Genomic DNA, 21154 nt, shown 5'->3' with positions numbered 1-21154 from the left:
AGTTTGCTCTTTGATTTTTATTGAGTATGAAAGGATGTTTGAGAAGGTTTTACAGTAAAAGAAAATTAAAAAATCTAGAAAGAAAATATGAAAGATAGAATAAAAGAATATTTACAAGATAAGGGAAAGGTGACTGTTAATGATTTGGCTCAGGCTTTGGGAAAAGATAGTTCCAAGGATTTTCGTGAGTTGATTAAAACCTTGTCCCTAATGGAAAGAAAGCATCAGATACGCTTTGAAGAAGATGGTAGTCTGACATTAGAAATTAAGAAAAAACATGAGATTACCCTCAAGGGGATTTTTCATGCCCATAAAAATGGCTTTGGCTTTGTTAGTCTGGAAGGCGAGGAGGACGACCTTTTTGTAGGAAAAAACGATGTCAACTATGCTATTGATGGTGATACCGTTGAGGTAGTGATTAAGAAAGTCGCTGACCGCAATAAGGGAACAGCAGCAGAAGCAAAAATTATTGATATCTTAGAACACAGTTTGACAACTGTTGTAGGTCAAATCGTTCTGGATCAGGAAAAACCTAAGTATGCAGGCTATATCCGTTCGAAAAATCAGAAAATCAGCCAACTCATCTATGTTAAGAAACCAGCCCTTAAACTGGAGGGAACAGAAGTTCTCAAGGTCTTTATCGATAAATACCCAAGCAAGAAACATGATTTCTTTGTCGCGAGTGTTCTCGATGTGGTGGGACACTCAACAGATGTCGGAATTGATGTTCTTGAGGTCTTGGAATCAATGGACATTGTATCCGAGTTTCCAGAAGCTGTTGTCAAGGAAGCAGAAAGTGTGCCTGATGCTCCGTCTAAAAAGGATACGGAAGGTCGTCTGGATCTAAGAGATGAGATTATCTTTACCATCGATGGTGCTGACGCCAAGGACTTGGACGATGCGGTGCATATCAAGGCCTTGAAAAATGGAAATCTGGAGCTTGGTGTTCACATCGCAGATGTTTCCTACTATGTGACCGAGGGGTCTGCCCTTGATAAGGAAGCTCTTAACCGCGCAACTTCTGTCTATGTGACTGACCGTGTGGTTCCAATGCTTCCAGAACGACTATCAAATGGCATCTGTTCTCTCAATCCCCAAGTTGACCGTCTGACCCAGTCTGCTATTATGGAGATTGATAAACATGGTCGTGTAGTCAACTACACCATCACACAAACGGTTATCAAGACAAGCTATCGGATGACCTATAGCGATGTCAATGATATCCTAGCAAGCGACGAGGAAAAGAGACAAGAGTATCAGAAAATTGTTCCTAGTATCGAACTTATGGCCAAACTTCACGAAAGGCTAGAAAACATGCGTGTGAAACGTGGAGCCCTCAATTTCGATACCAATGAAGCCAAGATTTTAGTGGATAAACAAGGTAAGCCTGTTGATATCGTTCTTCGTCAGCGTGGTGTTGCCGAGCGGATGATTGAGTCTTTTATGTTGATGGCCAATGAAACAGTTGCCGAGCATTTCAGCAAGCTGGACCTACCTTTTATCTATCGAATTCACGAGGAGCCTAAGGCTGAAAAGGTTCAGAAGTTTATTGATTATGCTTCGAGTTTCGGTATTCGAATCTATGGGACTGCTAGTGAAATGAGTCAAGAGGCACTTCAAGATATTATGCGAGCAGTTGAGGGGGAACCTTATGCAGATGTATTGTCCATGATGCTTCTTCGCTCCATGCAGCAGGCTCGTTATTCGGAGTATAATCACGGGCATTATGGACTTGCGGCTGACTATTATACTCACTTTACTAGTCCGATTCGTCGTTATCCAGACCTTCTTGTTCACCGTATGATTCGTGATTACGGCCGTTCTAAGGAAATAGCAGAGCATTTTGAGCAAGTGATTCCAGAGATTGCGACCCAGTCTTCCAACCGTGAACGTCGTGCCATTGAGGCTGAGCGTGAAGTCGAAGCCATGAAAAAGGCTGAGTATATGGAAGAATACGTGGGCGAAGAGTACGATGCGGTTGTGTCCAGCATTGTCAAGTTTGGTCTCTTTGTTGAATTGCCAAACACAGTTGAAGGCTTGATTCACATCACAAATCTACCTGAATTTTATCATTTCAATGAGCGTGATTTGACTCTTCGTGGGGAGAAATCAGGAACAACTTTCCGTGTAGGTCAGCAAATCCGTATCCGAGTTGAAAGAGCCGACAAGATGACGGGTGAAATTGACTTCTCTTACATCCCAAGTGAGTTTGATGTGATTGAAAAAGGCTTAAAACAGTCTAATCGTAGTGACAGAGGGCGTGGTTCAAATCGTCGTTCAGATAAGAAGGAAGATAAGAGAAAATCAGGACGCTCAAATGATAAGCGCAAGCATTCACAAAAAGACAAGAAGAAAAAAGGAAAGAAACCTTTTTACAAGGAAGTAGCTAAGAAAGGAGCCAAGCATGGCAAAGGGCGAGGGAAAGGTCGTCGCACAAAATAAAAAGGCGCGCCACGACTATACAATCATAGATACGCTAGAGGCAGGGATGGTTCTGACTGGAACTGAAATCAAGAGTGTACGAGCTGCTCGAATCAATCTCAAGGATGGCTTTGCCCAAGTAAAAAATGGAGAGGTCTGGTTGAGCAATGTCCATATCGCTCCTTACGAAGAGGGCAATATCTGGAACCAAGAACCAGAACGTCGTCGTAAACTCCTGCTCCATAAAAAGCAAATCCAAAAGTTGGAACAAGAGACTAAAGGGACAGGAATGACCCTGGTTCCTCTTAAAGTCTATATCAAAGACGGTTATGCCAAGCTTCTTTTAGGTTTAGCTAAAGGGAAGCATGACTACGATAAGAGAGAGTCTATCAAACGTCGTGAGCAAAACCGCGACATCGCGCGCGTGATGAAAGCTGTTAATCAGCGATAAAAAGAGGAATTGAAAATGGAAAAATTAGTTGCCTATAAACGCATGCCTTTGTAGACTAAAGAAACCATGCCTGAAGCTGTTCAGCAAAAGCACAATACAAAAGTTGGGACTTGGGGAAAATTACTGTCCTGAAGGGAGCTCTCAAGTTTATTGAATTGACAGAAGAAGGGGAAGTTCTAGCTGAACACCTCTTTGAAGCAGGGGCAGATAATCCCATGGCACAACCACAAGTCTGGCACCGAGTGGAAGCTGCCACAGATGATGTGGAATGGTACTTGGAATTTTATTGTAAACCTGAGGATTATTTCCCTAAGAAATACAATACCAATCCTTTTCATTCAGAGGTTCTAGAGGCCATGCAGACAGTAAAACCAGGGAAAGCTTTGGATTTGGGTTGTGGTCAGGGGCGCAATTCTCTTTTTCTAGCCCAGCAAGGTTTTGATGTGACGGCTGTAGATCAAAATGACCTGACCCTTGAAATCTTGCAAAGTATTGTGGAGCAAGAAGATCTGGACATGACTGTTGGTCTTTACGATATCAATTCAGCTAGCATTGGGCAAGAATATGATTTTATCGTATCAACTGTTGTTCTCATGTTTCTACAAGCAGACTGCATTCCAGCTATTATTCAAAATATGCAGGATAAAACCAGTGTTGGTGGCTATAATCTTATCGTTTGTGCTATGGACACGGAGGATTATCCTTGCTCAGTGAACTTCCCATTCACCTTTAAAGAAGGGGAATTGGCAGACTATTACAAGGATTGGGAATTGGTTAAGTACAATGAAAATCCAGGCCATTTGCACCGTCGCGATGAAAATGGCAATCGTATTCAACTACGCTTTGCGACCATGCTAGCCAAGAAAATCAAATAAAAATGAATGAAGATTAGGAATTTTCCTGATCTTTTTTCTTTTTTACGAATAATATAGAAAAGGAGGGAAATCATGTTTGTTGCGAGAGATGCTAGGGGAAAATTGGTAAATGTGTTAGAGGATAAGCTTGAGAAGCAAGCATACACCTGCCCAGCTTGTGGAGGTCAGCTTCGTTTGCGTCAAGGACCAAGTGTACGGACCCATTTTGCCCATAAATCCTTAAAAGACTGTGATTATTCCTCTGAAAATGAAAGTTCAGAACATCTGGCCAATAAGGAATCACTTTATCACTGGTTGAAAAAAGATTCAGAGGTTCAATTAGAATACCTGCTTCCAGAACTTAAACAGATTGCGGATGTGTTTGTAAATGGCAATCTAGCTTTAGAGGTTCAATGTAGTCCCTTGCCACAAAAAGTTCTTAAAGAGCGCAGTGAGGGTTATCGTAGCCAGGGTTACCAAGTACTGTGGCTACTGGGAGAAAAACTTTGGCTCAAGGAGCGTTTGACTCGTCTGCAACAAGGTTTTCTCTATTTTAGTCAAAACATGGGCTTTTATGTTTGGGAAGTAGACAAGGGAAAGCAGATTTTAAGGCTTAAATATCTCATACACCAGGATCTTCGAGGTAAACTCCATTATCAAATCAAGGAATTTCCCTGTGGTCAAGGTAGTCTACTGGAGATATTACGTTTTCCCTATAAGAAACAAAAAATATCTCATTTTACAGTTTCTGAGGATAAGGACATCTGTTGTTATATCCGGCAACAACTGTACTATCAAAATCCCATTTGGATGAAAGAACAAGCAGAAGCCTATCAAAAGGGAGAAAATGTCCTGACTTATGGGCTGAAAGAATGGTATCCACAAATTCGACCACTAGTAGGTGATTTTTGCCAAATTGAGAAGGATTTGACCAGCTATTATCAGTATTTTCAAATCTATTACCAAGAAAATCCTCAAAATGATTGGCAAAAGCTTTATCCACCAGCCTTTTATCAGCAATATTTCTTGAAAAATATGGTAGAATAGAAAGGATGGAGGAATCTAATGGTATTACAAAGAAACGAAATAAATGAAAAAGATACATGGGATCTATCAACGATCTACCCAACTGACCAGGCTTGGGAAGAAGCCTTAAAAGATTTAACAGAACAGCTGGAGACAGTAGCCCAGTATGAAGGCCATCTCTTGGATAGTGCGGATAGCCTACTCGAAATTACTGAATTTTCTCTTGAAATGGAACGCCAGATGGAGAAGCTTTACGTTTATGCTCATATGAAGAATGATCAGGATACACGTGAAGCTAAGTATCAAGAGTACTATGCCAAAGCAATGACACTCTATAGTCAGCTAGACCAAGCCTTTTCATTCTATGATCCTGAATTTATGGAAATTAGTGAAAAGCAGTATGCTGACTTTTTAGAGTCTCAACCAAAATTGCAGGTTTATCAACACTATTTTGACAAGCTTTTGCAAGGAAAGGATCATGTTCTTTCACAACGCGAAGAAGAATTATTAGCTGGAGCTGGAGAAATCTTTGGTTCAGCAAGCGAAACCTTCGCTATTTTGGACAATGCGGATATTGTGTTCCCTTATGTCCTCGACGATGATGGTAAGGAAGTTCAGCTATCTCATGGGACCTACACACGTTTGATGGAGTCTAAAAATCGTGAGATTCGCCGTGGGGCCTATCAAGCCCTTTATGCGACTTACGAACAATTCCAACACACCTATGCTAAAACCTTGCAAACCAATGTTAAGGTGCAAAACTATCGTGCTAAAGTTCGCAACTACAAGAGCGCTCGTCATGCAGCCCTAGCGGCTAATTTTGTTCCAGAAAATGTTTATGACAATTTGGTAGCAGCAGTTCGCAAGCATTTGCCACTCTTGCATCGTTACCTTGAACTTCGTTCAAAAATCTTGGGAATTTCAGATCTCAAGATGTACGATGTCTACACACCACTTTCATCTGTTGAATATAGTTTTACCTACCAAGAAGCCTTGAGAAAAGCAGAAGATGCCTTGGCAGTCTTGGGTGAGGATTACTTGAGCCGTGTTAAACGTGCCTTCAGCGAGCGTTGGATTGATGTTTACGAAAACCAAGGAAAGCGTTCAGGTGCCTATTCTGGTGGTTCTTACGATACCAATGCCTTTATGCTTCTTAACTGGCAGGACAATCTGGACAATCTCTTTACTCTTGTTCATGAAACAGGTCACAGTATGCATTCAAGCTATACTCGTGAAACGCAACCTTATGTTTACGGAGATTATTCGATCTTCTTGGCTGAGATTGCCTCAACGACCAATGAAAATATCTTGACGGAGAAATTATTGGAAGAAGTGGAAGACGATGCAACGCGCTTTGCTATTCTCAATAACTTCCTAGACGGTTTCCGTGGGACAGTTTTCCGCCAAACTCAATTTGCTGAGTTTGAACACGCGATTCACCAAGCGGATCAAAATGGTGAAGTCTTGACAAGCGATTTCTTAAATAAACTCTATGCTGACTTGAACCAAGAGTATTATGGTTTGAGTAAGGAAGACAATCCGGAAATCCAATACGAGTGGGCTCGGATTCCACACTTCTACTATAACTACTATGTATACCAATATTCAACAGGCTTTGCGGCGGCCTCAGCCTTGGCTGAAAAAATTGTCCATGGTAGTCAAGAAGACCGTGACCGCTATATCGACTACCTCAAGGCAGGTAAATCTGACTATCCACTTAATGTCATGAGAAAAGCTGGCGTTGATATGGAGAAGGAAGACTATCTCAACGATGCCTTTGCAGTCTTTGAACGTCGTTTGAATGAGTTTGAAGCCCTTGTTGAAAAATTGGGATTGGCGTAAGATGGTTGAATCGTATAGTAAAAATGCCAACCATAACATGCGTCGCCCTGTCGTCAAGGAAGAAATTGTAGACTTGATGCGTCAGCGTCAAAAGCAAGTCACAGGTTCCTTGAAAGAATTGGAAGACTTTGCCCGCAAGGAAAATATTCCCATTATTCCCCATGAAACGGTTGTTTATTTCAGGTTTCTCATGGAAACCATGCAACCTAAAAACATTCTGGAAATTGGGACGGCTATCGGTTTTTCAGCTCTCTTGATGGCAGAGCATGCGCCAAATGCTAAGATTACAACCATTGACCGTAATCCAGAAATGATTGGTTTTGCCAAGGAAAATTTTGCCCAGTTTGACAGTCGCAAGCAAATCACTCTCCTAGAGGGAGATGCGGTAGACGTCTTATCTACACTGACAGAGTCTTATGATTTCGTCTTTATGGATTCTGCCAAGTCTAAATACATCGTCTTTCTGCCAGAAATCCTCAAACATTTGGAAGTTGGAGGTGTGGTTGTCTTGGATGATATTTTTCAAGGTGGTGATGTTGCCAAGGACATTATGGAAGTTCGTCGTGGCCAGCGAACCATTTATCGAGGACTTCAAAGACTATTTGATGCAACCTTAGACAATCCAGGACTCACCGCAACATTAGTACCTCTGGGGGACGGCATTCTCATGCTTCGTAAAAATGTAGCAGATGTTCAATTGCCTGACAGCGAATGATTTTCAGAAAAATTTAAGAAAATATAGTAAAATAGATAGAGTAACACTTATCTCAAAGGAGTAGACATGAAGAAAAAACTATTGGCAGGTGCCATTACACTATTATCAGTAGCAACTTTAGCAGCTTGTTCGAAAGGTTCAGAAGGGGCAGACCTTATCAGCATGAAAGGGGATGTCATCACAGAACATCAATTTTATGAGCAAGTGAAAAGCAACCCTTCAGCCCAACAAGTCTTGTTAAATATGACCATCCAAAAAGTTTTTGAAAAACAATATGGCTCAGAGCTTGATGATAAAGAGGTTGATGATACTATTGCCGAAGAAGAAAAACAATATGGTGAAAACTACCAACGTGTCTTGTCACAAGCAGGTATGACTCTTGAAACACGTAAAGCTCAAATTCGTACAAGTAAATTAGTTGAGTTGGCAGTTAAGAAGGCAGCAGAAGCTGAATTGACAGATGATGCTTACAAGAAGGCCTTTGACGAATACACTCCAGATGTAACGGCTCAAATCATCCGTTTGGACAATGAAGACAAGGCCAAAGAAGTTCTCGAAAAAGCCAAGGCAGAAGGTGCTGATTTTGCTCAATTAGCCAAAGATAACTCAACTGATGAAAAAACAAAAGAAAATGGTGGAGAAATTACCTTTGATTCTGCTTCAACGGAAGTACCTGAGCAAGTCAAGAAAGCCGCTTTCGCTTTAGATGTAAACGGCGTTTCTGATGTGATTACAGCAACTGGCACACAAGCCTACAGTAGCCAATATTACATTGTAAAACTCATTAAGAAAACAGAAAAATCATCTAATATTGATGACTACAAAGAAAAATTAAAAACTGTTATCTTGACTCAAAAACAAAATGATTCAACATTTGTTCAAAGCATTATCGGAAAAGAATTGCAAGCAGTCAATATCAAGGTTAAGGACCAAGCCTTCCAAAATATCTTTACCCAATATATCGGTGGTGGAGATTCAAGCTCAAGCAGTAGTACATCAAACGAATAGTCCAAATCAATAAGTCAGGGAAAAAACTCGACTTCAGGAAAAAATGAAGTAAATCTTCCCACAATAAAACGCATAGTACAAGGTTTTCAATACCTGATATTATGCGTTTTTTGATTTTAAAGACTTTTTGACTAGCCCCATTTTTTAACTTAATACTCAGTGAAAAGCAAAGATTAAACTAGGAAGCTAGCTGTAGGCTGCTCAAAGAACAGCTTTGAGGTTGCAGATAAGTCTTATGAGGTCACCAACATATATAATGTGAAGCTGACGTGGTTTGAATAGATTTTAGAAGAGTATGAGTTGGAAGTTTTAATGGATAATGCAAGATTCCATAGAATGGGTAAGCTAGAGTTCTTATGTGAAGAGTTTGGGCATAAACTTTTACCTCTTCCTCCCTACTCATCTTATACTCAATGAAAATCAAAGAGCAAACTAGGAAACTAGTCGCAGGTTGTACTTGAGTACGGCAAGGCGACGTTGACGCGGTTTGAAGAGATTTTCGAAGAGTATTAGTATAGAAAAGTGAATCTGAACTAGTACATCACTGCTTCTAAAACATTCTTATAAATTGATTTAAATTCTCAAATCAATTTATTCAGTTCATATTTCATTTTGCTCTACAATTCTATTGAGAAGACATGTGTTCATATCAAAAAGGTATTGGCAAGTTGCAATACCTTTTTACGAGTCTCTTTTGTCTTATTTTTGTTTCAACTGACTATATCTCCAGAAGACTAGGCTATAATTATGATTGATAAGAAGTATCATTCCAAGTATCAAGAGTGAATGTTTCAAAATCATGGGTTTCTAGAATGGTCAGGCTGGCATTTGCTAGACCGCCATCTTTACGAAGAAGTGGTTCTTTATAACCTAGAAGAGTACGAATACTGGCAGTAAGATTAGCGCCATGCCCGACAATCAGAATACGCTCAGCTGGACTATCTTTTAATGATTTGATAAATTGGATTGTCCGTTGCGTGGTGCTATAGAGGGATTCGGCTCCAAACATTTGAGTGTCAAATTGAGCAAGATTAGTACGGAAAGCCTGGATTTGTTGCGGGTAAATAGCTTCCAAGGTTGCAATTTTCAAACCTTCTAATTTACCTAGCTGCCATTCACGGAGATTCGGAACACTTTCTAAAGGACAGGGTGTCTTGAGTTGACTTTGGATAATCTCGGCAGATTTGACAGCTCGAGGTAAATCACTTGAATAAATCTGATCAAAAGGAATTTCCTTGAGATATTGGCCAAGTCGTTTTAGGGTTTCAATGGATTCAGGAAGAAGAGGAGAATCACCGCTAGCACCTTGAAAACGACCTTCTTGGTTCCAGACCGTACGACCGTGGCGGACAAAGTAGAGTTTCATTACTTGCTGTCCTCCAAAATATCTACAAAGTCAGCCTTTACAAAGCTAGCCAAGTCTTGTGGCGCGACGATAATGCTATGACCAACTTCCCCAGCAGAAACAATCATTTGATTCAAGTCGAGAGCGATTTTATCGATAAAAATGGGGTAATTATGTTTTTGACGAATACCAACAGGATTATTGGCTCCATGAATATAACCTGTTGTTTTTTCCAAGTCCTTTTGTGGAATCATGTTCACTTTTTTATTGCCAGAAATTTTGGCTAGTTTCTTTTCCGACAGGTGTTGAGTGATAGGGACAATTCCAATAATCGGTCCTGTCTTGTCTCCTAAAAGAGCCAAGGTTTTGAAAATCTGATCTCGTTCATAACCTTGAGGCAGCTCTCCTTCCAGGGCATTGATTTGAATCCCCTGATGTGGGATGCCTGCTTTCGACAGGATTTGTTCCACCAATGTTTTTTTGATTTTTACTTTTTTTGCCATTATTTATACTTATCCTCCAATTGGCTCATCCAAATACCAAGCCAGATTCCCAGCGCAAAGAAGAAGGCGATGATGACATACCCAACAAGAGAAAGGCCAGTGTATTGGATACTTTCAGCGTTTCCTGCATTTGGAATTAAGATCAAAAGGGTACTTGATAGGACGATACCGATGATGAAATGATAGACGCGTGAGTGGTAGTTGTTTAAGGCATAATCCATCAATTTTGAAAAAACGATGAGAGTTGCACCTGCACCAATTCCAATCGGAAAGAAGGTTCCCAAGAGATCAAAAGTTTTAAAACCAGTCAACATAGGAGCATAGAGTCCCAAAATCAAAAGTAAATTTGATGGGCTGAGGCCAGGAACCAAGACGCCAAGGGCCAATAGTGCGCCTGCTAGGACGAAGTTAAGAAAGCTGGCGCTTAAGGTTCCAACGACAAAATTTAAGGCATAGAGTCCTAATCCAGAAATGATAAAGGTTGTCCATAACCAAGCTAAATCAATCTTGTCTCGGTCAGATTCTCGAGTTGATTCTTTGAGGAGGCTAGGAACTGTACCGATAATAGCTCCCGCAAAGCTCCATAATACAAAGACCTGATAATTTTCAAGCAGGTATTCAATCGGGTAGGAAAATAAGCCGATTCCCAGAAGCATACCGATGGCAACTGGAATAAAGTACAAAACATTTTCTTTAAGGTCTTTAAAGGGATGGGCCAGAAAGCCAATCATTCGTTCATAGATTCCTAAGATTGCTGCTAGAACCCCTCCGGAAATTCCCGGTAGGATAAATCCAAGAGCAATTACAATCCCTTTAATAACGCGTGCTAACCATGAGAGCATATAGTTCCTCCAACTATTTCTATTTCAAAAAATCCTTACTATATTGTATCACAATCAGACACAAAAAGAAAAAGCAAATGATAAACAAATGCTTTTAAGGTTTTAAAAAAAGCTTTCGAAAGGTTTCTTCTTTATTTTTTAAGGGAGAGATAACGTTGATATCTAAATCGTGGTCAAAGCCGGCAATTTTTCCTTTAGATGTGTATTGGTGAATATCATAATCTAAATCAGTTTTAGGACTGCTCTCCAAAAATCCTGAGTCTGAGCCGTAGGACGGAATCCAAACAGAGGTAAACTTGCCTGTATCAATACTGTGTTCTTCCATGAAGTAGACACCAACGTAGATGCCGATGTTTTTAGCACCTAGTGATGCTAGTTTTGCTCGAAAGTTTTCGACACCTTCGTTCATATTAGACATGGTTTTGTCTTCCACGTCAAGCCAATAGTAACTAGGGCTGTAAGGAGAGGCAGCATTGTAGAAAACTTCGGCAGCCTTTTCCATTTCTTGGACACTTTTTCCAGCTACATAAGCGTAGACAGCAACTGGGACATTCCGCTTTTGAAGTTCAGTGATATGACTCTTATAGGCCTTGTCTATTCCATTGATAAATGAAGCATCATTTTCTTTTGTCGTTTGAGCACCACTGTGAACACGAACAATAGCACCTGAAATATTTTGTGAGAGGGCATCGTAGTTGATTTCCTCAGGACGCTGCCAGCCAGAGAGGTCAATAATCGGTTTGTCTAAGTGTTTCAAAGCCTGTGCTTCAATCTGTGCTATATTGGATTTTGTTTTAAACGATTGGTTGTCATTAAGAGGGCGATTGATGATTAAAATGAACATCATAATCCCAAAAAAACTAAATAAAATAAGTGGATGAATTTGTTTTCTCATATCCCATAATTTTACCCTAAAAATCAAAAAAAATCAAAAAAAATGGGTTAAGGAAGGACTTTGGAGCATTTTTTCATTCAAGGGCGCGGAATGATTTGAAATATGGTATAATAAAAGGGAATTTCTACAGAAAAGAGAAGATTATGTCAAATTTTGCCATTATTTTAGCAGCGGGTAAAGGGACTCGCATGAAATCTGATTTGCCAAAAGTGTTGCACAAGGTTGCGGGTATTTCTATGTTGGAACATGTTTTCCGTAGTGTGGGAGCTATCCAACCTGAAAAGACAGTAACAGTTGTCGGACATAAGGCAGAATTGGTTGAGGAGGTTTTGGCTAGACAGACAGAATTTGTGACTCAATCTGAACAGTTGGGTACTGGTCATGCGGTTATGATGACAGAGTCAATCTTAGAAGGTTTGTCAGGTCACACCTTGGTCATCGCAGGAGATACTCCTTTAATCACAGGTGAAAGCTTGAAAAACTTGATTGATTTCCACATCAATCATAAAAATGTGGCTACTATCTTGACTGCTGAAACGGATAATCCTTTTGGCTATGGGCGAATTGTTCGTAATGACAATGCTGAGGTTCTTCGGATTGTTGAACAAAAGGATGCCACAGATTTTGAAAAACAAATCAAGGAAATCAACACTGGAACTTACGTCTTTGACAACGAGCGTTTGTTTGAGGCTTTGAAAAATATCAATACCAATAACGCTCAAGGCGAATACTATATTACAGATGTCATTGGCATTTTCCGTGAAGCTGGTGAAAAAGTTGGCGCTTATACTTTGAAAGATTTTGATGAGAGTCTTGGGGTAAATGACCGCGTGGCTCTTGCGACAGCTGAGTCAGTCATGCGTCGTCGCATCAATCATAAACACATGGTCAATGGTGTTAGCTTTGTCAATCCAGAAGCAACTTATATTGATATTGATGTTGAGATTGCTCCTGAAGTTCAAATTGAAGCCAATGTTACCTTGAAAGGGCAAACGAAAATTGGTGCTGAGACTGTTTTGACAAATGGTACTTATGTAGTGGATAGCACTATCGGAGCAAGAGCGATTATTACCAATTCTATGATTGAGGAAAGCAGTGTTGCTGACGGCGTGACTGTCGGACCTTATGCCCACATTCGTCCAGGTTCAATTCTAGGTGCCCAAGTTCATATTGGTAACTTTGTTGAGGTGAAAGGGTCTTCAATCGGTGAGAATAGCAAGGCTGGTCATTTGACTTATATCGGAAACTGTGAAGTGGGTAGCAAGGTTAATTTTGGTGCAGGAACCATTACAGTCAACTATGACGGCAAAAACAAATACAAGACAGTCATTGGCAACAATGTCTTTGTTGGTTCGAATTCAACCATTATTGCGCCAGTTGAGTTAGGTGACAATTCCCTCGTTGGAGCTGGTTCAACTATTACTAAAGACGTGCCAGCAGATGCGATTGCGATTGGTCGCGGTCGTCAGGTCAATAAAGACGAATATGCAACACGTCTTCCTCACCATCCTAAGAATCAGTAGGAGCTTATCATGGAATTTGAAGAAAAAACGCTTAGCCGAAAAGAAATCTATCAAGGCCCAATTTTTAAACTGGTTCAAGATCAGGTTGAATTACCAGAAGGCAAGGGAACTGCCCAACGGGATTTGATTTTCCACAATGGAGCTGTCTGTGTTTTAGCAGTAACGGATGAACAAAAACTCATCTTGGTCAAGCAGTACCGCAAAGCCATCGAGGCTGTCTCTTACGAAATTCCAGCCGGAAAGTTGGAAGTAGGAGAAAATACAGACCCTGTCGCAGCAGCTCTGCGTGAATTAGAGGAAGAAACAGCTTATACAGGAAAATTAGAACTCTTGTACGATTTTTATTCAGCCATTGGCTTTTGTAATGAAAAGTTAAAACTATATTTAGCAAGCGATTTGAAAAAGGTGGAAAATCCGCGTCCGCAGGATGACGATGAGACCTTGGAAGTCCTTGAAGTGAGCTTAGAAGAAGCTAAGGAATTGATCCAATCAGGTCATATTTGTGATGCCAAGACCATTATGGCTGTTCAGTATTGGGAATTGCAGAAAAAATAGAGGAGGTCAGTATGGGTAAACCTTTATTAACGGATGAAATGATTGAAAGAGCTAATAGAGGCGAAAAAATTTCAGGTCCCCCTTTGCTAGATGATGAGGAGACCAAGATTTTACCAACCTCTTCTTCACGTTTTGGTTATGCCAATCCTAAGGATCATGGTTTTAGCCAAGAAACCTTGAAGATTCAGGTCGAACCGTCTATTCATAAAAGCCGTCGCATTGAAAATACCAAGAGAAATGTCTTCAATTCTAAACTGAATAAAATCTTATTTGCAGTCATCTTTCTCTTGATTTTGCTTGTCTTAGCAATGAAACTTTTGTAATAGAAAAGGAAATGAAATGAAAATAGGAATTATTGCGGCTATGCCAGAAGAACTGGCGTATCTGGTCCAGCATTTAGACAATGCCCAGGAGCAAGTTGTTTTAGGCAATACCTATCATACAGGAACCATTGCTTCGCATGAAGTCGTTCTTGTAGAAAGTGGAATTGGTAAGGTTATGTCTGCTATGAGTGTGGCGATTTTGGCTGATCATTTCCAAGTGGATGCTCTTATCAATACGGGATCAGCTGGGGCAGTAGCAGAAGGGATTGCTGTTGGGGATGTCGTGATTTCTGACAAATTAGCCTATCATGATGTGGATGTCACAGCTTTTGGTTATGCTTATGGACAAATGGCGCAACAACCGCTTTATTTCGAATCAGATAAAACCTTTGTTGCCAAAATTCAAGAGAGTTTATCTCAATTGGACCAAAAATGGCATCTTGGTTTGATTGCTACAGGAGATAGTTTTGTCGCAGGAAATGATAAGATAGAAGCGATTAAGTCCCATTTCCCAGATGTTTTAGCTGTTGAGATGGAAGGAGCAGCTATTGCTCAGGCAGCGCATGCTCTTAATCTTCCAGTTTTAGTCATTCGAGCTATGAGTGACAATGCCAACCATGAAGCAAACATCTCTTTTGATGAGTTTATTATCGAAGCTGGACGTCGCTCTGCCCAAGTCTTACTAGCCTTTTTGAAGGCCTTAAATTAAGCGAAAATTTGACAGTTTTTCTAGCTTATGATAAGATTTAAGTAAAGAAAAGCTAGAAAACGTTTCAGAGGATATTATGAGTATTGAAATGACCGTCAGTGAGATTGCAGAGGTCTTAGGATTATCTCGCCAAGCAATCAATAACCGTGTCAAAGAATTACCAGAAGAAGACACAGATAAAAATGACAAAGGGGTAACAGTCGTTACCAGAAGTGGCTTGATTAAGCTAGAAGAAATCTATAAAAAAACGATTTTTGAAGATGAGCCTGTCAGTGAAGATGTCAAGCAACGTGAACTGATGGAGATTCTGGTTGATGAGAAGAATGCAGAAATTCTCCGTCTTTATGAACAATTAAAAGCCAAGGATCGTCAGTTATCAGAAAAAGACGAGCAGATGCGTATCAAAGACCGTCAGATTGCTGAGAAAGACAAACAACTCGATCAGCAGCAACAATTGACCCTTCAAGCCATGAAGGATCAAGAAAATCTTAAGCTAGAGCTGGACCAAGCAAAAGAAGAAGTCCAATCCACTAAGAAAGGCTTTTTTGCTCGTTTATTTGGAGGATAATCAAGGAGCTGTTTAGGTTACATGCTAACTTGATGGCTTCTTTTGTTTGTGAATAGTATAGTTGATTAGAATAGAGACAGTAGAGGAGAGGTACAGAATGGAACGATTAGAAGATTACATTGCTTTTGATTTAGAATTTAATCAGCACGAAGGACAAACACACTTGATTCAAGTATCGGCAGTGCGTTTTAGAGATGGTCGGGAAATCGATGCTTATGATTCCTATGTTCATACCAGTGTCCCTCTAAAAAGCTTTATCAATGGTTTGACCGGGATTACAGCTGAGACCTTAAAAGATGCTCCTCCAGTTGAGAAAGTCTTAGAAGAATTCCAAGAGTTTGTGGGTTCTTTGCTGATGATAGGCTACAATGCTGCTAAAAGTGATTTACCTATTTTAGCAGAGCATGGTTTAGACTATAGCCAACAGTACAAGGTGGATTTGTATGATGAAGCTTTTGAACGTCGGAGTTCAGATTTACATGGTATTGCCAATCTCAAATTGCAAACTGTTGCCTCATTTCTTGGATTTCAAGGTCAGTCTCATAATAGTTTAGAGGATGCTCGGATGACGGCGCGTGTTTACGAATCCTTCTTAGAGTCGGATCAAGCTAGGGAATTGTTAGAGACAGAAAGTAGCTTATCAAACAATCCTTTTGGTGGCTTGGACTTGTCTCAATTATTTGACTAGGAGTGCCTATGAAACCTGAAAAACCTAAAAAATTGGGTCTTAAACAGATTTACCTCAATCTTGATAAAATCCTCTTTCTCTTTTTCTTGATTTTTATGATAGTGGAGTATTTGTGGGTACCATTCAATTCATGGTTGGCTAGCTTCTTATTAGATCAGACAGGTTATCTTTTTATTTCCTATAACAATGTCTTAGCCATCCTTACTCATTCTCCATTGATTAGTCTAGCTTTTTTAGCCTTGATTGTAATTAACCTTCTGGTTGCTTATTTTCAAATAGGACTCCTCTTTATTGGTGCTCGTCATCTCCTCTATAATGAAAAGCGAAGGCTAATTGAGTATATCCGCAAGGTTTTCCATGAAAGTTTTGGATTTATGAAAAAGCTAACTTGCGCTAAAGCCTTGTTTATCTTTTTCTATATAGCTATGCTTTTTCCTTTTATACGGAAAATGCTGAAGATTTATTATCTTAATAAAATCGTCATTCCAGAGTTTATCCAAGCTTATTTAGAAGATAAATATTGGATGTGGTGGCTGAGCATCCTACTTCTATCTCTTATCTTTCTCTATGTCTCTGTCAGATTGATGTTTGCCCTTCCGAAGATTGTATATGATCAGCTGACTGTTCGAGAAGCAGTGATGTTTAGCTTGGAGAAAACCAAGAAGAGAGTTACTTTTTATGCTTGGAATTTATTTTACATCTTGCTCAAAGCACATTTATTATTTTATCTTCCTTTGATTCCTTTATTATTGGCTCAAACTTTGGTAGATGATATCACTCAGAGAGAGTCTCTGATTCTTGGTATTTTGAATTTTGTCGTGATTAAAAATCTCTATTATATGGCTCTGACTTATTTTTTGGTTAAATTTGTTTCATTTTTGACAGGAAAGGAGCTGGATATGCTTCCTCGGAGAGAAAAAGATCACATCATGCGATGGGGAGTCATGACTTGTGCCAGTCTTTTCTTTGCCTTAGAAGGTTATATTTATCTGGAGGCTCCCATGGTTCATCTACCTCAGCTTATTTCTCACCGAGGGGTTTCCAATGCAAATGGGATTCAAAATACAGTAGAATCCTTGGAAACTACAGCACAACTCAAACCAGACTTGGTGGAGACGGACGTGCAGGAAACAAAAGATGGGCAGTTTGTCATGATGCATGATGCTAACTTGAAAAATCTAGCAGGTATCAATAAAAGTCCTCAAGACTTAAACTTGGAGGAGCTTAAAGGGATTGATATTTTTGAAAATGGCTACCAGACTAAAATTTCAAGCTTTGAAGATTATCTCAGTCGAGCCAACGAGCTTGGTCAAAAATTACTAATTGAAATTAAAACAAGTAAAAAAGATAGTCCAGACATGATGGACCGTTTTTTAGCCCGTTATGCTGCAAAGCTCAAGATTTATGGACATCAAATCCAGTCTTTAGACTACCATGTTGTCGAAAAAGTAAGACAGTATGATGCCGAACTGCCAGTTTATTTTATCATACCCTACAATTCTGTCTTTCCTAAAACAAGGGCGACAGGATATACTATGGAGTACTCGACCTTGGATGAATATTTTGTAAGCAAACTATGGACAACGGATCAGAAACTTTATGTCTGGACTGTCAATGATTCAGAAGCTATCAATAAATCGCTTCACTTAGGAGTAGATGGAGTGATTACAGATGATTTGGAAAAAGTTCAGTGGGAAATAGAAGTAGCCCAAGAAGATCCAGAATATACGGATTTGCTCTTGAAAAAAGCTCTGGAATTCTTTGAATTTTAGTAATAAAAAAGAGGAACAACTATTCCTTCCGTGATAGGTAAGTATTTTTCGGAGAGCCTGTTTTTTTATTTGCTGAGTCTAGGATAGTTCTTGCTGGCGATAGATAGCAAGACGAACAGCTTCTTTTGAATGTCATATAAATTTAAAATTTCTGAAAATAACGAAAAATATACTAAATTTACAAATAAGGAGCCTCTAAATCCTTTAAAATAAGAAATATATATATATATATAATCATCGATTTTCTAAAACAAAGTGAGGTTGAAGGAAGGGAACTAAGTTGATATAATGAAGTATTAGTAGACAATGGGCCTTTTTGTCATTTGTTTAAGATGAAAAAAGGTCATGTTTTCCTGTTTTTATTGCGAGTTGATGCCTGCATGAACATGGCTAGAGGAGCAAAGACAGGGTAGAAAGAAAGGAAAAACTATGAAACAGTTTAAAATGAATGAGCGTCAACGCTTTTCTATACGCAAGTTTTCAATTGGAGCAGTCTCAGTCTTGCTAGGGTCTGTCTTTTTTATAGCTAATCCAGCGACAGAAGTCCAGGCGGCGGAAGTAAATACAGAAGTGGTCAGTCAGGATGGAAATGGCAACACTGGGAATCCATCTGTCTTACCGCCATCAGATACAAGCAATCAAAATCTTAACGTAGAACAAGAAGGAGCTAAACCAAACACTCAAGAGACAGAGAAAAAAAGAGCCAGGAACTTCATCTAAAGATAGTGAAGGAAAAGCTAAGTCAACAGTAGAGAATAAAGGTGATGAAAAAGTTGATGGTGTAGTTAAACCTGTATCTGGTGAATTATCTACTGTGTCCGAGGTAGAAAAAGATAAAAAAGAAGTACAACCAGAGTTGGAAGAAAAATCCTCAATTATCAAAGAAGAAGCTAATAGAGAAGATAAGATAGATCAATCTCAAGAAGAAGATGGGGATCAGTTATATGATAAATTGATAGATGCATCTAAAAGATTGAAAGAATCCAATCCTGAGTCGGCAGCAGCTTTTAAAAACTTAGCAGATACTATCAACGAAAAGTTAGGACTTTCAGACGACGGAAAGATTTCTGGAGAACTTGTCGAAAAAGCTCACAAGTTACTAGATGGTAATCAAGTGATGATGTCAAAAAATGATAGTGAGGAAAATTCTGAGGAAAGAGGAGTTCATGTAAGAAAAAGACGGAATATAGCAGGATTAACAATTGGGAGATGGAATGCAGTACGTAAACAAATAGAAGTTTCTAATATACTAGTAGTACCAGGTGGAGATAGAGTATTTGGTAATATTTTGAAAATTAGTGCTAAATCAAATCATGAGAAAATTACTAGCATATCTGTAACTGGTCATGAAAACATGGGGTTAAAGGTCGAATCTTCTGTCAATGGGAGTGAAGCATCTTTGACTTTCGACGGAATTACTCCGCGCAGGGGTCAGTATTTATTGAATGTAACAGTAACTACTTCAAGCGGTAGTCAGACGACACAATTTGGATACTATCTCCCTTTTCAGAAGCCGACTATTAATACACCAAATGATAGTACAGATGCAAGTGTCCCGAGCTTAGCAGGTAAAGCTAATGAAAAACCTAATATTGATGTGACAATTCCTTATGTTCCTAAATTACCTAATGGCGCAAAGATGAAAGTATATTTGGTAACCGGAGGTTCGGATATTTCTAATTATGGAGGGAGTACGGATGGATTAGCTTATCCGGAAGGTTATAATATACTTGCCTCTAAAGATATATCTCCTAATAATGATGGGGATGGTTCTGCACGCCAAATTACTATTACCCAGTCTGATTATAAGTCTGGAGTTAATAAGATAGGAACAGATAAATTTAGAGCACTCACTGTTATCGAAGTAAATAATAACGTAAACGATGGTAATCCACGAGAACGTGGTTCCTGGTTTAGTGATGAAAGAAGAGCGACAGCACCAGTAGCTAAAGAAGCAACACCTGAAAAACCAACAGTTGCCTCTAGCGAAGCGAATGCCAATGTAACGGTAACACCAAGTGCGAATGCAGACCATGTAGAAATTAGCATTGGAAGCGACAAAGTTGTAGCTACGAAATCAGGGTCAAGCTGGAGCCTAACACCAACAAAATCAGGTGTCAGCATTGATGGAGTAAGTGGTGTTGTTACAATTTCCCATAATGCGGCTAGTGCAGGAACTCAAGTAAGTGCGACAGCTAAACATGGTAATAGTGAAGTTAGTGCTTCTTCAACACCAGTCAGCTTGCCATCAAAACGATATTATCCAATTCCCGATTCGTATAACGTAACATCGCAACCATCTACTCCTACTCAGCCAGACCAAGGAGCTACTGAGACTCCAACAGCTCCATCTGAGCCAGCTCCACAACCGTCTCAACCAACTGCTTCGGGTCAACCTGCAAGTCCTGCTCCAGCTCCGACTCAAGCACCTAGAGCGGCAGCAAGTCCTTCAGTTAGCTCAACGAGCACGCAAGCTCCAGCTCAAGAGCAAGTTGACAAGTCTGAACTTCGTGCCTTGACTCAAGAGTTAGACCAACGCTTGAAAGCTTTGGCAACAGTATCTAATCCGAAAATCGATGCAGCCAAGGCGGTCCTCCTAGATGCTCAAAAAGCTCTGGAAGATAGTGCCTTGACAGAGCAAGGTCTACGTACTGCAGTAGAGTCTGTGAAGGCTGCCTTGGACTCTCTCAAAGATGTGAAAGCAAATGCTAGCGACAGCAAGCCTGCACAGGACAAGAAAGATGCCAAACAAGGAACGGAAGATAGTAAGGATTCAGATAAGATGACTGAAACAAACTCAGTTCCAGCAGGAGTGATTGTAGTCGGTCTACTCGCCCTTCTAGGTGTGATTGCCTTCTGGTTGGTTCGCCGTAAGAAAGAGTCAGAAATCCAGCAATTAAGCACGGAATTGACAAAAGTTCTTGGACAGCTAGATGCAGAAAAAGTAGATAAAAAAGTCCTTGCTAAAGCCCAAAACCTTCTCCAAGAAACCCTTGATTTCGTGAAAGAGGAAAATGGCTCAGCAGAGACAGAAGCTAAACTAGTAGAGGAGCTTAAAGTAATCCTTGCCAAACTCAAGTAAAACTTGATTTATGAAATGTCAGATCTAAAAGA

19 protein-coding genes and 3 pseudogenes are annotated in these 21154 nt (G+C 39.8%); 18 read left to right on the top strand and 4 right to left on the bottom strand.

What is annotated here, in order from left to right:
- Window positions 1–87: 87 nt before the first annotated feature.
- The 8 genes and pseudogenes from rnr to HT708_RS05225 all read left to right on the top strand — a co-directional run.
- Window positions 88–2442: a ribonuclease R gene (gene rnr, locus HT708_RS05260; protein WP_055356930.1), complete on the top strand. Its 2355-nt coding sequence runs from the start codon at window positions 88–90 to the stop codon at window positions 2440–2442.
- Window positions 2405–2872 (top strand): SsrA-binding protein SmpB, encoded by a 468-nt coding sequence (gene smpB / locus HT708_RS05255; protein ID WP_001051744.1) that lies wholly within the window; start codon window positions 2405–2407, stop codon window positions 2870–2872. The genes rnr and smpB overlap by 38 nt, the downstream gene beginning before the upstream one ends.
- 66 nt (window positions 2873–2938) lie before the next feature.
- Window positions 2939–3747 (top strand): annotated as a pseudogene (tehB, locus tag HT708_RS05250) (SAM-dependent methyltransferase TehB).
- Window positions 3748–3819: 72 nt separating this feature from the next.
- Window positions 3820–4773 carry a competence protein CoiA family protein gene (locus tag HT708_RS05245; RefSeq protein ID WP_000495916.1) on the top strand — a complete coding sequence of 318 codons (954 nt, stop codon included), beginning with the start codon at window positions 3820–3822 and terminating at the stop codon, window positions 4771–4773.
- An 18-nt stretch (window positions 4774–4791) separates the two neighbouring features.
- Window positions 4792–6594: an oligoendopeptidase F gene (gene pepF / locus HT708_RS05240; RefSeq protein WP_000244148.1), complete on the top strand. Its 1803-nt coding sequence runs from the start codon at window positions 4792–4794 to the stop codon at window positions 6592–6594.
- Between the two features lies 1 nt (window position 6595).
- Complete coding sequence (locus tag HT708_RS05235; RefSeq protein WP_007285038.1) at window positions 6596–7309, top strand: O-methyltransferase; 714 nt, start codon at window positions 6596–6598, stop codon at window positions 7307–7309.
- 66 nt (window positions 7310–7375) lie between these two features.
- Window positions 7376–8317: a peptidylprolyl isomerase PrsA gene (gene prsA, locus HT708_RS05230; protein WP_000727950.1), complete on the top strand. Its 942-nt coding sequence runs from the start codon at window positions 7376–7378 to the stop codon at window positions 8315–8317.
- A 306-nt stretch (window positions 8318–8623) separates the two neighbouring features.
- Window positions 8624–8719 (top strand): annotated as a pseudogene (locus HT708_RS05225) (IS630 family transposase); the annotation flags it as partial.
- Window positions 8720–9062: 343 nt separating this feature from the next.
- On the opposite strand, the gene HT708_RS05220 reads toward HT708_RS05225, so the two are convergent.
- From HT708_RS05220 to HT708_RS05205, 4 genes are all read right to left on the bottom strand, one after another.
- Complete coding sequence (locus tag HT708_RS05220) at window positions 9063–9683, bottom strand: histidine phosphatase family protein (protein WP_023932732.1); 621 nt, start codon at window positions 9681–9683, stop codon at window positions 9063–9065.
- A complete protein-coding gene (locus HT708_RS05215; protein WP_023938144.1) occupies window positions 9683–10165 on the bottom strand; it encodes an aminoacyl-tRNA deacylase in 483 nt (160 codons plus the stop codon). Before HT708_RS05215 ends, HT708_RS05220 begins: the two co-directional genes overlap by 1 nt.
- Window positions 10165–11007 carry a DUF368 domain-containing protein gene (locus HT708_RS05210; RefSeq protein ID WP_000954122.1) on the bottom strand — a complete coding sequence of 281 codons (843 nt, stop codon included), beginning with the start codon at window positions 11005–11007 and terminating at the stop codon, window positions 10165–10167. The genes HT708_RS05215 and HT708_RS05210 overlap by 1 nt, the downstream gene beginning before the upstream one ends.
- Window positions 11008–11101: 94 nt before the next feature.
- Window positions 11102–11902 carry a glycoside hydrolase family 25 protein gene (locus HT708_RS05205; RefSeq protein ID WP_001231222.1) on the bottom strand — a complete coding sequence of 267 codons (801 nt, stop codon included), beginning with the start codon at window positions 11900–11902 and terminating at the stop codon, window positions 11102–11104.
- Window positions 11903–12045: 143 nt separating this feature from the next.
- Here HT708_RS05205 and glmU point away from each other — a divergent pair, with 143 nt between their 5' ends.
- The 10 genes and pseudogenes from glmU to HT708_RS05155 all read left to right on the top strand — a co-directional run bounded on the left by glmU (window position 12046) and on the right by HT708_RS05155 (window position 21122).
- On the top strand, window positions 12046–13425 hold the full coding sequence (glmU, locus tag HT708_RS05200; RefSeq protein ID WP_172926074.1) for a bifunctional UDP-N-acetylglucosamine diphosphorylase/glucosamine-1-phosphate N-acetyltransferase GlmU: 1380 nt from the start codon (window positions 12046–12048) through the stop codon (window positions 13423–13425).
- 9 nt (window positions 13426–13434) lie between these two features.
- A complete protein-coding gene (locus HT708_RS05195) occupies window positions 13435–13980 on the top strand; it encodes an NUDIX hydrolase (RefSeq protein ID WP_172926073.1) in 546 nt (181 codons plus the stop codon).
- An 11-nt stretch (window positions 13981–13991) separates the two neighbouring features.
- Complete coding sequence (gene macP / locus HT708_RS05190) at window positions 13992–14303, top strand: cell wall synthase accessory phosphoprotein MacP (RefSeq protein WP_000517861.1); 312 nt, start codon at window positions 13992–13994, stop codon at window positions 14301–14303.
- Between the two features lie 16 nt (window positions 14304–14319).
- Complete coding sequence (locus tag HT708_RS05185) at window positions 14320–15012, top strand: 5'-methylthioadenosine/adenosylhomocysteine nucleosidase (RefSeq protein ID WP_172926072.1); 693 nt, start codon at window positions 14320–14322, stop codon at window positions 15010–15012.
- A 76-nt stretch (window positions 15013–15088) separates the two neighbouring features.
- Window positions 15089–15580 carry a chromosome segregation protein RocS gene (rocS, locus tag HT708_RS05180; protein WP_000021242.1) on the top strand — a complete coding sequence of 164 codons (492 nt, stop codon included), beginning with the start codon at window positions 15089–15091 and terminating at the stop codon, window positions 15578–15580.
- 97 nt (window positions 15581–15677) lie between these two features.
- Window positions 15678–16268, top strand: coding sequence for a 3'-5' exonuclease (locus tag HT708_RS05175; RefSeq protein WP_000440254.1), 591 nt, complete (start codon window positions 15678–15680; stop codon window positions 16266–16268).
- A gap of 8 nt (window positions 16269–16276) precedes the next feature.
- The gene (locus HT708_RS05170) at window positions 16277–18040 is read left to right on the top strand and encodes a glycerophosphodiester phosphodiesterase (protein WP_166731887.1); all 1764 of its coding nucleotides are present in this window, start codon (window positions 16277–16279) and stop codon (window positions 18038–18040) included.
- 429 nt (window positions 18041–18469) lie between these two features.
- Window positions 18470–18760 (top strand): YSIRK-type signal peptide-containing protein, encoded by a 291-nt coding sequence (locus tag HT708_RS05165; RefSeq protein ID WP_007284790.1) that lies wholly within the window; start codon window positions 18470–18472, stop codon window positions 18758–18760.
- A gap of 1720 nt (window positions 18761–20480) precedes the next feature.
- A pseudogene (locus tag HT708_RS05160) lies at window positions 20481–20678 on the top strand (hypothetical protein); the annotation flags it as partial.
- A 27-nt stretch (window positions 20679–20705) separates the two neighbouring features.
- The gene (locus HT708_RS05155) at window positions 20706–21122 is read left to right on the top strand and encodes a transmembrane domain-containing protein (protein WP_025170644.1); all 417 of its coding nucleotides are present in this window, start codon (window positions 20706–20708) and stop codon (window positions 21120–21122) included.
- Window positions 21123–21154 lie beyond the last annotated feature (32 nt).

The organism is Streptococcus sp. 3613 (assembly GCF_013277375.1).
In the GTDB taxonomy this organism is placed as follows: Bacteria; Bacillota; Bacilli; order Lactobacillales; family Streptococcaceae; genus Streptococcus; species Streptococcus pseudopneumoniae.
The sequence above is the reverse complement of the archived record's forward strand: the minus strand, read 5'-3'. Positions and strand labels throughout refer to the sequence as shown.

Bases quoted from the DNA above. Each gene is read 5' to 3' on its own strand.
- HT708_RS05220 (WP_023932732.1), bottom strand. From the start codon at position 9,683: ATGAAACTCTACTTTGTCCGCCACGGTCGTACGGTCTGGAACCAAGAA.
- prsA (WP_000727950.1), top strand. From the start codon at position 7,376: ATGAAGAAAAAACTATTGGCAGGTGCCATTACACTATTATCAGTAGCA.
- glmU (WP_172926074.1), top strand. From the start codon at position 12,046: ATGTCAAATTTTGCCATTATTTTAGCAGCGGGTAAAGGGACTCGCATG.
- HT708_RS05210 (WP_000954122.1), bottom strand. From the start codon at position 11,007: ATGCTCTCATGGTTAGCACGCGTTATTAAAGGGATTGTAATTGCTCTT.
- macP (WP_000517861.1), top strand. From the start codon at position 13,992: ATGGGTAAACCTTTATTAACGGATGAAATGATTGAAAGAGCTAATAGA.
- HT708_RS05205 (WP_001231222.1), bottom strand. From the start codon at position 11,902: ATGAGAAAACAAATTCATCCACTTATTTTATTTAGTTTTTTTGGGATT.
- HT708_RS05165 (WP_007284790.1), top strand. From the start codon at position 18,470: ATGAAACAGTTTAAAATGAATGAGCGTCAACGCTTTTCTATACGCAAG.
- HT708_RS05175 (WP_000440254.1), top strand. From the start codon at position 15,678: ATGGAACGATTAGAAGATTACATTGCTTTTGATTTAGAATTTAATCAG.
- rocS (WP_000021242.1), top strand. From the start codon at position 15,089: ATGAGTATTGAAATGACCGTCAGTGAGATTGCAGAGGTCTTAGGATTA.
- pepF (WP_000244148.1), top strand. From the start codon at position 4,792: ATGGTATTACAAAGAAACGAAATAAATGAAAAAGATACATGGGATCTA.
- HT708_RS05185 (WP_172926072.1), top strand. From the start codon at position 14,320: ATGAAAATAGGAATTATTGCGGCTATGCCAGAAGAACTGGCGTATCTG.
- rnr (WP_055356930.1), top strand. From the start codon at position 88: ATGAAAGATAGAATAAAAGAATATTTACAAGATAAGGGAAAGGTGACT.
- HT708_RS05235 (WP_007285038.1), top strand. From the start codon at position 6,596: ATGGTTGAATCGTATAGTAAAAATGCCAACCATAACATGCGTCGCCCT.
- HT708_RS05215 (WP_023938144.1), bottom strand. From the start codon at position 10,165: ATGGCAAAAAAAGTAAAAATCAAAAAAACATTGGTGGAACAAATCCTG.
- HT708_RS05195 (WP_172926073.1), top strand. From the start codon at position 13,435: ATGGAATTTGAAGAAAAAACGCTTAGCCGAAAAGAAATCTATCAAGGC.
- HT708_RS05170 (WP_166731887.1), top strand. From the start codon at position 16,277: ATGAAACCTGAAAAACCTAAAAAATTGGGTCTTAAACAGATTTACCTC.
- HT708_RS05245 (WP_000495916.1), top strand. From the start codon at position 3,820: ATGTTTGTTGCGAGAGATGCTAGGGGAAAATTGGTAAATGTGTTAGAG.
- smpB (WP_001051744.1), top strand. From the start codon at position 2,405: ATGGCAAAGGGCGAGGGAAAGGTCGTCGCACAAAATAAAAAGGCGCGC.